The organism is Falsiroseomonas oryzae, from assembly GCF_027856955.1.
GTDB lineage: Bacteria > Pseudomonadota > Alphaproteobacteria > Acetobacterales > Acetobacteraceae > Falsiroseomonas > Falsiroseomonas oryzae.
Genome location: NZ_JAPSMD010000306.1, coordinates 1 through 6,607, shown reverse-complemented (window position 1 = coordinate 6,607; position 6,607 = coordinate 1). Strand labels below are relative to the sequence as shown.

At 71.9% G+C, this 6,607-nt stretch carries 5 protein-coding genes; 4 read left to right on the top strand and 1 reads right to left on the bottom strand.

Annotation, left to right across the window (positions count from 1 at the left end; translation table 11 throughout):
• The 3 genes from odhB to OZN99_RS22485 all read left to right on the top strand — a co-directional run.
• Positions 1–975: 2-oxoglutarate dehydrogenase complex dihydrolipoyllysine-residue succinyltransferase (odhB, locus tag OZN99_RS22495; protein ID WP_270937495.1), on the top strand; the 975-nt coding region annotated here is incomplete at its 5' end.
• A 289-nt stretch (positions 976–1,264) separates the two neighbouring features.
• Entirely contained in the window at positions 1,265–2,845 is a 1,581-nt protein-coding gene (locus OZN99_RS22490; protein WP_270937494.1) for a calcium-binding protein, read from the top strand.
• A gap of 142 nt (positions 2,846–2,987) precedes the next feature.
• On the top strand, positions 2,988–4,064 hold the full coding sequence (locus OZN99_RS22485) for an alpha/beta fold hydrolase (RefSeq protein ID WP_270937493.1): 1,077 nt from the start codon (positions 2,988–2,990) through the stop codon (positions 4,062–4,064).
• A 9-nt stretch (positions 4,065–4,073) separates the two neighbouring features.
• Here OZN99_RS22485 and OZN99_RS22480 read toward each other — a convergent pair whose 3' ends face one another.
• Positions 4,074–4,985 carry an AraC family transcriptional regulator gene (locus tag OZN99_RS22480; RefSeq protein ID WP_270937492.1) on the bottom strand — a complete coding sequence of 304 codons (912 nt, stop codon included), beginning with the start codon at positions 4,983–4,985 and terminating at the stop codon, positions 4,074–4,076.
• A gap of 172 nt (positions 4,986–5,157) precedes the next feature.
• Here OZN99_RS22480 and OZN99_RS22475 point away from each other — a divergent pair.
• Positions 5,158–6,607, top strand: a 1,450-nt coding sequence (locus tag OZN99_RS22475) for a hypothetical protein (RefSeq protein ID WP_270937491.1), incomplete at its 3' end; no start/stop codon positions are given.

The following is a 6,607-nucleotide window of genomic DNA, read 5'->3' as shown; positions in this document are numbered from 1 at the left end:
ACGCCCACCGCGCCGACGCCGGCGCCCCAGACGCCGGCTGCCCCACATGTCGAGGCGGCCCGTGCGCCGAGCGGCCCCGTCTCCCGCCCCGGCGAGCTGCCCAACGGCCCGGCCGCGACCAAGGCGATGGCCGATGCCGGCATCACCGCCGCGCAGGTCGGCGCGGGCAGCGGCAAGGATGGCCGCGTGACGAAGGGCGACGTGCTCGCCTTCCTGAGCAAGCCTGCCGCCGCCCCGGCCGCGCCCGCCGCCAAGGCCCCCGCCCGCGCGCTGGAAACCGGCGAGGAGCGCGTGAAGATGACGCGCCTGCGCCAGACCATCGCGCGGCGGCTGAAGGAGGCGCAGAACACCGCCGCCATGCTCACCACCTTCAACGAGGTGGACATGGGCGCGGTGATGGCGCTGCGGAACGAGTACAAGGACGTCTTCGAGAAGCGCCACGGCGTGAAGCTCGGCTTCATGAGCTTCTTCGTGAAGGCCTGCGTCGCCGCCCTGAAGGAATACCCCGCGGTGAACGCGGAGATCGAGGGCGACGAGATCATCTACAAGCACTTCGTCCACATGGGCATCGCCGTCGGCGGTCCCTCCGGTCTCGTCGTGCCGGTGCTGAGGAACGCCGACACGCTCGGCTTCGCGCAGATCGAGAAGTCCATCGGCGACTTCGGCAAGCGGGCCCGCGACGGCGCGCTGAAGCTGGAGGAGCTGACCGGCGGCAGCTTCACCATCACCAATGGCGGCATCTACGGGTCGCTGATGTCCACGCCGATCCTGAACCCGCCGCAGTCCGGCATCCTCGGCATGCACAAGATCCAGGAGCGGCCGATGGTGGTGGGCGGCAAGATCGAGGCCCGCCCGATGATGTACCTCGCGCTCAGCTACGACCACCGCATCGTGGACGGCAAGGAAGCCGTCAGCTTCCTGGTCCGCGTGAAGGAAGCGATCGAGGATCCGCGCCGGCTGATGCTGGACGTCTGACCGCGCCACGGGCGCAGACCCTCACCGAAACCAGGGGCGGGCGCCTGCGCGGGGCCCGCCTCTTCTCGTTCGGGGCGACCCGATGCGGCCGGCCGCACGAGGCAGCCGGCAGCGGAGCCGGGCCAGGGCGTTTGAAGCGCCGCGCAGCAATCGAAACAACGCTGCGCGGGTGCCGGTAGCGGGCCGCAGAAACCGAAACGAGCGGCAACGCGCGGCTGCAACGTCCGCTCCGCATGATCCCGCCATCGGCAGCGCAGGGCTGTCGGCTCGAACCAGGGATCACTCCGCGATGTCCAGCTCCTTCGGCGCCACCACGGCCGTCCAGTTCAACCCCCGCCAGCAGCCCTTCACCGCGGGGCCGACCGCACCCTACGCCGTCAACAAGACCCTCACCGCCTATGGCGACGCCTACACCGGCAACTGGCAGGGCGAGAACATCGACGCCGGCGGCGGGCACGACTACGTCTTCGGCGGCGGCGGCATGGACTACCTGGACGGCAATGCCGGCCACGACACGCTGAACGGCGGCGACAGCCACGACGCGCTGCGCGGCCGCGCCGGCAACGACAGCCTGGTCGGCGGCAGCGGCAACGACGACCTGCAGGACTACGGCACCCCGGGCATCGACACGCTCGACGGCGGCGCGGACGACGACGCCTATGCCATCGACGTCACGGACAAGGTGGTCGAGGCCGCCGGCGGCGGCATCGACAAGGTGACGGTCATCGTCACCGGCGCCGCCACCTACACGCTGGCGGAGAACGTCGAGTACCTGCAGACCGGCGCGGCCTTCGACATCGGCGGCCAGGTGCTGATCGGCAACGGGCTCGACAACGGCATCGCCGCCGGCGCCGGCAACGACAGCGTCTACGGCATGGACGGCCACGACGGCCTGTTCGGCGAGGATGGCAACGACTACCTGCATGGTGGCCAGGGCAACGACTGGCTCGAGGGCGGCAGCGGCAACGACGTGATGGAGGGCAGCGTCGGCGACGACACCTACATCGTCCAGCAGGCCGGCGACGTGGTGGTCGAATACGCCGACGCCGGCATCGACGAGGTGCGCACCGACCTCGGCCTGTACAAGCTGGGCGCGAACGTCGAGAACCTGTCCTACTGGGGCGACTCGACCTTCAACGGCACCGGCAACGAGCTGGGCAACAAGATCACCGGCGGCCTGCTCGGCGACCAGATCACCGGCATGGCCGGCAACGACACGCTGGATGGCGGCGTCGGCAACGACTTCATCTGGGGCGGCACCGGCGCGGACAGCATCCGCGGCGGTCTCGGCCGCGATACGGTCAGCGCCGGTACCGAGAACGACACGGTGTTCGGCGGCTACGAGAACGACAGCATCTACGGCGACGGCGGCAACGACTACATCGATGGCGAGCAGGGCAACGACAGCCTGATGGGCGATGCCGGGTCCGACCAGCTCTGGGGCGGCGCCGGTGACGACAACCTGTTCGGCGGCATGGGCGCGGACACGCTGGGCGGCGGCGACGGCAACGACCGGATCGACGGCGGCGCCGGCCGCGACCTGCTGATGGGCGGCATCGGCGTGGACACCTTCTGCTGGGCCAGCCTGTCGGACTCGACCGACCTGGCCCGCGACACGGTCAGCGGCTTCGAGAGCAACGACATCATCGACCTCTACCAGATCGACGCCGACACCACGCAGGCCGGCGACCAGGCCTTCAACTTCGTCGCGGGCGGCCGCCCCTTCTTCACCTCGGCCGGCGACCTCTGGCTGGAGACGACGCGCGGCGGCTGGACGCTGAAGGGCGACGTGAACGGCGACGGCGCGGCGGACCTGGCGATCAACTTCACCGGCACCTACGCGCCGACCGAATACGACTTCGTCTTCTGATCCGGCACGGATGCGGGGCGGGCCCGGGACCGGGCCCGCCCTCGTCGCATCCGGACCGCGCCGCGCATCGCCACGAAACCGTGGCCTCCCCCAAGCCGGTCCGCTACGATTTCGCGCAACAACCTTGTGGGAAGACACGTCCATGCGCATGGTTCGCCGCGCGGCGCTCTTGCTGCCGCTGGCCCTCGCCGCGCTGCCCGCGGCCACGCGGCCCACCCTCGCGCAGCAGCCCGCGCCCAACTGGCCCGCGCCACGCGAAGCCACCTGGACCGCGCGCGACTTCCGCTTCCACACCGGGCAGGTCATGGATGTCCGGCTGGGCTACCTGACGCTCGGCGACCCCGCGAACCCGCCCGTGCTGATCCTGCACGGCACCTACGGCACCGCGCGCGGCATGCTCTCGCCCGCCTTCGCCGGGCAGCTCTTCGGGCCGGGCCAGCCGCTGGATGCAGCCCGCTACTTCATCGTCATCCCCGACGCGCTCGGCACCGGCAACTCCTCCAAGCCCTCGGACGGGATGCGCGCCGCCTTCCCCCGCTACACCTACGACGACATGGTGGCGGCGCAGCACCGCCTGGTGACCGAGGGGCTGGGCATCCGGAAGCTCCGGCTGATCCTCGGCAACTCCATGGGCGGGATGATGGCCTGGACTTGGGCCACGAACTTCCCGGACATGATGGACGCGATCGTGCCCATGGCGTCCCAGCCCACCGCGATGTCCAGCCGCAACTGGATGATGCGCCGGCTGATGATCGAGACGGTGCGCCGCGACCCCGCCTACATGGACGGCAACTACACGACCCAGCCGCCGTCGCTCCGTATCGCCAACGTGGTCTACGCCACCGGCACCAATGGCGGCACGCTCAACCTGCAGCGCAGCGCGCCGACGCGCGACGCGGCAGACCGCCTGGTGGACCAGCGCCTGGCCGCGCCGCCGCCGCGCGATGCCAACGACTTCATCTGGCGGTGGGACAGCTCGCGCGACTACGATCCGGAGCCGAAGCTGGACCGCATCCGCGCGCGCGTGCTGGCGATCAACTCCGCCGACGACGAGCGCAACCCGCCCGAGACCGGCTTGAAGGAGCGCGCCCTCGCCCGCATCCCCAATGCCCGCCTGCTGGTGATCCCGGCCAGTGCCGAGACGCTGGGCCACGGCACCACCGGCAATGCGCGCTTCTGGGCCGAGGACCTGCGCGCCTTCCTGCGCACGCTGGAATAGCGGGCAGCGTCACGCCCCGGTCTTCGCCTTCAGCGGCATCATGATGGCCGTCAGCCATTCGGCCGGCGGCAGGCTCTTGGGGTCGTTCAGATACTCCTCGCGCGGGGGCTGGTCGGCCGGTTCCTCGCCGCTGCCCGGCAGCCAGTCCCGGTAGAGCCAGGTGTAGACGGGCTCCAGCTCGGCATAGGGGCCCTGGAAGACCAGCGTGGCGACGCGGGTCGGCGGCAGTTCCAGGATCCGCACGCCCTCGCTGGCCTCCGCTCCCGGCGGCACGGTCAGGCAGGCGTCGGACCGCAGGTCCTTCTCGGGCACGGTCTTCGGGTCGTCATGGTAGAGGCCGATGAAGCGCGTATCGGGCCCGATCAGCCCGCGTGCCGCCGCCCAGGCGCCCAGCCGGTCGAAGGCCGTGCCCATCGTGGCGTAGGGCCCGCGATGCTCCAGCGCCGCCAGGCGCAGCGCGGGTTCGTTGCGGATGGCGATCTCGTGCATCGTCGTCTCCTCGCGGTCGGGAATGGGGGCGGGCAGCGGCGTGCCGATGCCGCCCTGCTCGCGATAGGCCGCCGGCGGGATGCCGTAGGCGGCGCGGAAGGCGCGGGTGAAGGCCGCCGCGCTGCCATAGCCGCAGCGCCGCGCCACGGCGGCCACCGCCAGCCTGTCCCGCACCAGCAGCAGCGCCCCGCGCGACAGCCGCTCCCGCGCCAGCGTCTCGGCCGGCGTCTCGCCGGTCAGCTCGCGGTAGATGCGGTGGAAGTGGAAGGGGCTGAAGGCGGCGGCCCCGGCCAGCTCCTCCAGCGAAGGGTTGCGCGCCGGATCGGCGGCGATCACCGCCATGGCGCGGGCGATGCGCCGCCCGTAGTCCAGGCGGGTGGCGGGTTTGAGGCGGGCAGCCCCGGCGTCCTGCGGCGTCGTGTCGTGCGGCATGGCGCCATCATGCCGCGGTCGCGCTTGATCGCGCTTGCGGAACCCGCCGCCGCCGCAGGTGGCAGGGGGAGGCCGAGGCACGCGGCGCGGTTGCCGGATTTGTCATTGTTCCCGAACCTGCGGTCGTGGAAACATCGCCGTGCCGGGAGCCCCTGTGGATGCGAGGTGGCCCATGCCATCCGATGCCCCGAGCGCCGAGCCCGTCGTTTCCCAGATCCCGACCGAAGAGCTGAAGAAGATCCTCACGGATCGCTTCGCCCGTCAGGTGGCCTCGGAGACCGGCAAGCGCCTGTGGCGCCCGGTCACGCTGTTCGGCCTGCCGGGCATCGTGCTGGCCGCGACGCTGGTGTGGCAGCTGCTGGACACCGCGATCACCAACAAGATCAGCGCCCAGCTGCAGGACCGCCAGCGCACGCTGGAAGCGTCGCTGAGCAGCACCATGACCACGCTGTTCAATACCCGCGCCGAACTGTCCAAGCTCGAGGCACAGACCGCCATCGACCAGGCCTTCCGCGCGCAGCACGGCGCGGCGCTCGGCGCCGCGCTGCGCCAGGCGGCGGAGCGGCCGGAATTCCGCCAGGACCTGGAACGCACCGTCGCCCGTGGCCTCAGCGACGCCTGGGAACAGCAGGGCACCGTCCTGCGCGAGCAGTTCCTCCAGCAGCTGCTGCGCGACGAGAAGTTCCGCGAGGTCTTCGCGCGCGACGTGGAACAGGCGCTCGGCCGCGCCCAGGCGGTTCCGCGCATCATCGCCGGCGCGCTGGAAGAATCGCTGCTGCAGCGCCGCGCGGACGATGGCGGCCAGCCCGTCGCGCTGGCGCTCCTCGCCTCGATGGACCAGCCGAAGGCCAACCAGGTCGTCCTCACCATGCTGGAGCGCAGCCGCACCAACGGCCACCGCGACATCGCGATCGGCGCGCTGGTCGCGGCCGGCTTCGCCGGGCAGCGCAGCGACCGCCCGGCGCCGCGCGCCATGCTGGACACCGCGCTGGCGGTCTGGCGCGAACACTGCACCGAGACGCATTGCACCCCCCGCCAGCCGGAGGCCGAGGCGATGTCCGGCTTCCTGCGCCGGGGCCGCGACCTGCCGCAGCCCGAGCGCGAGACCTGGGTGGCGGCGCTCCGCGAATGGCACGAGGCGCTGATCGCCAACCCCGAGGCGCCGGCGCGCGAAGCCTCCATGGGTTTGGTGCCGCGCGCGCTGGGCGAGATCGGCTCGCCGGAGGCGATCACCGTGCTGACGGGCTGGGCGGTGGCGCCGGATGCGGAGCTCGCGCTCTCCACCAGCCAGGCCATTGCCGGCCTGCCGGCCGACACCCTGCCCGACCGCGAGAGGCTGGCGCTGATCCGCACGCTGTGGCCTCGGGTGGTGGAAGGCAGCTCGGTCCGCGCGGCGGTGGAGGAAGCGGCGTGGATGGCACTCGGCCAGGTTTCCGACGGGCTGGCCGAATCCCAGGCCGGGCCGTGGGCGGTGGAAGGCGCGCTGGTGCAGACCCTGCTGGGCGGCCAGGACCGCGGCGGCGACCTCGCCACCTGGGCCGCGCCCAGCACCCGCCCCGGCACCACGCGGCCGCCCGGGGCGCCCTGCAACCTCCGTGTCGCGGCCGAGGCGGCGACCGGGG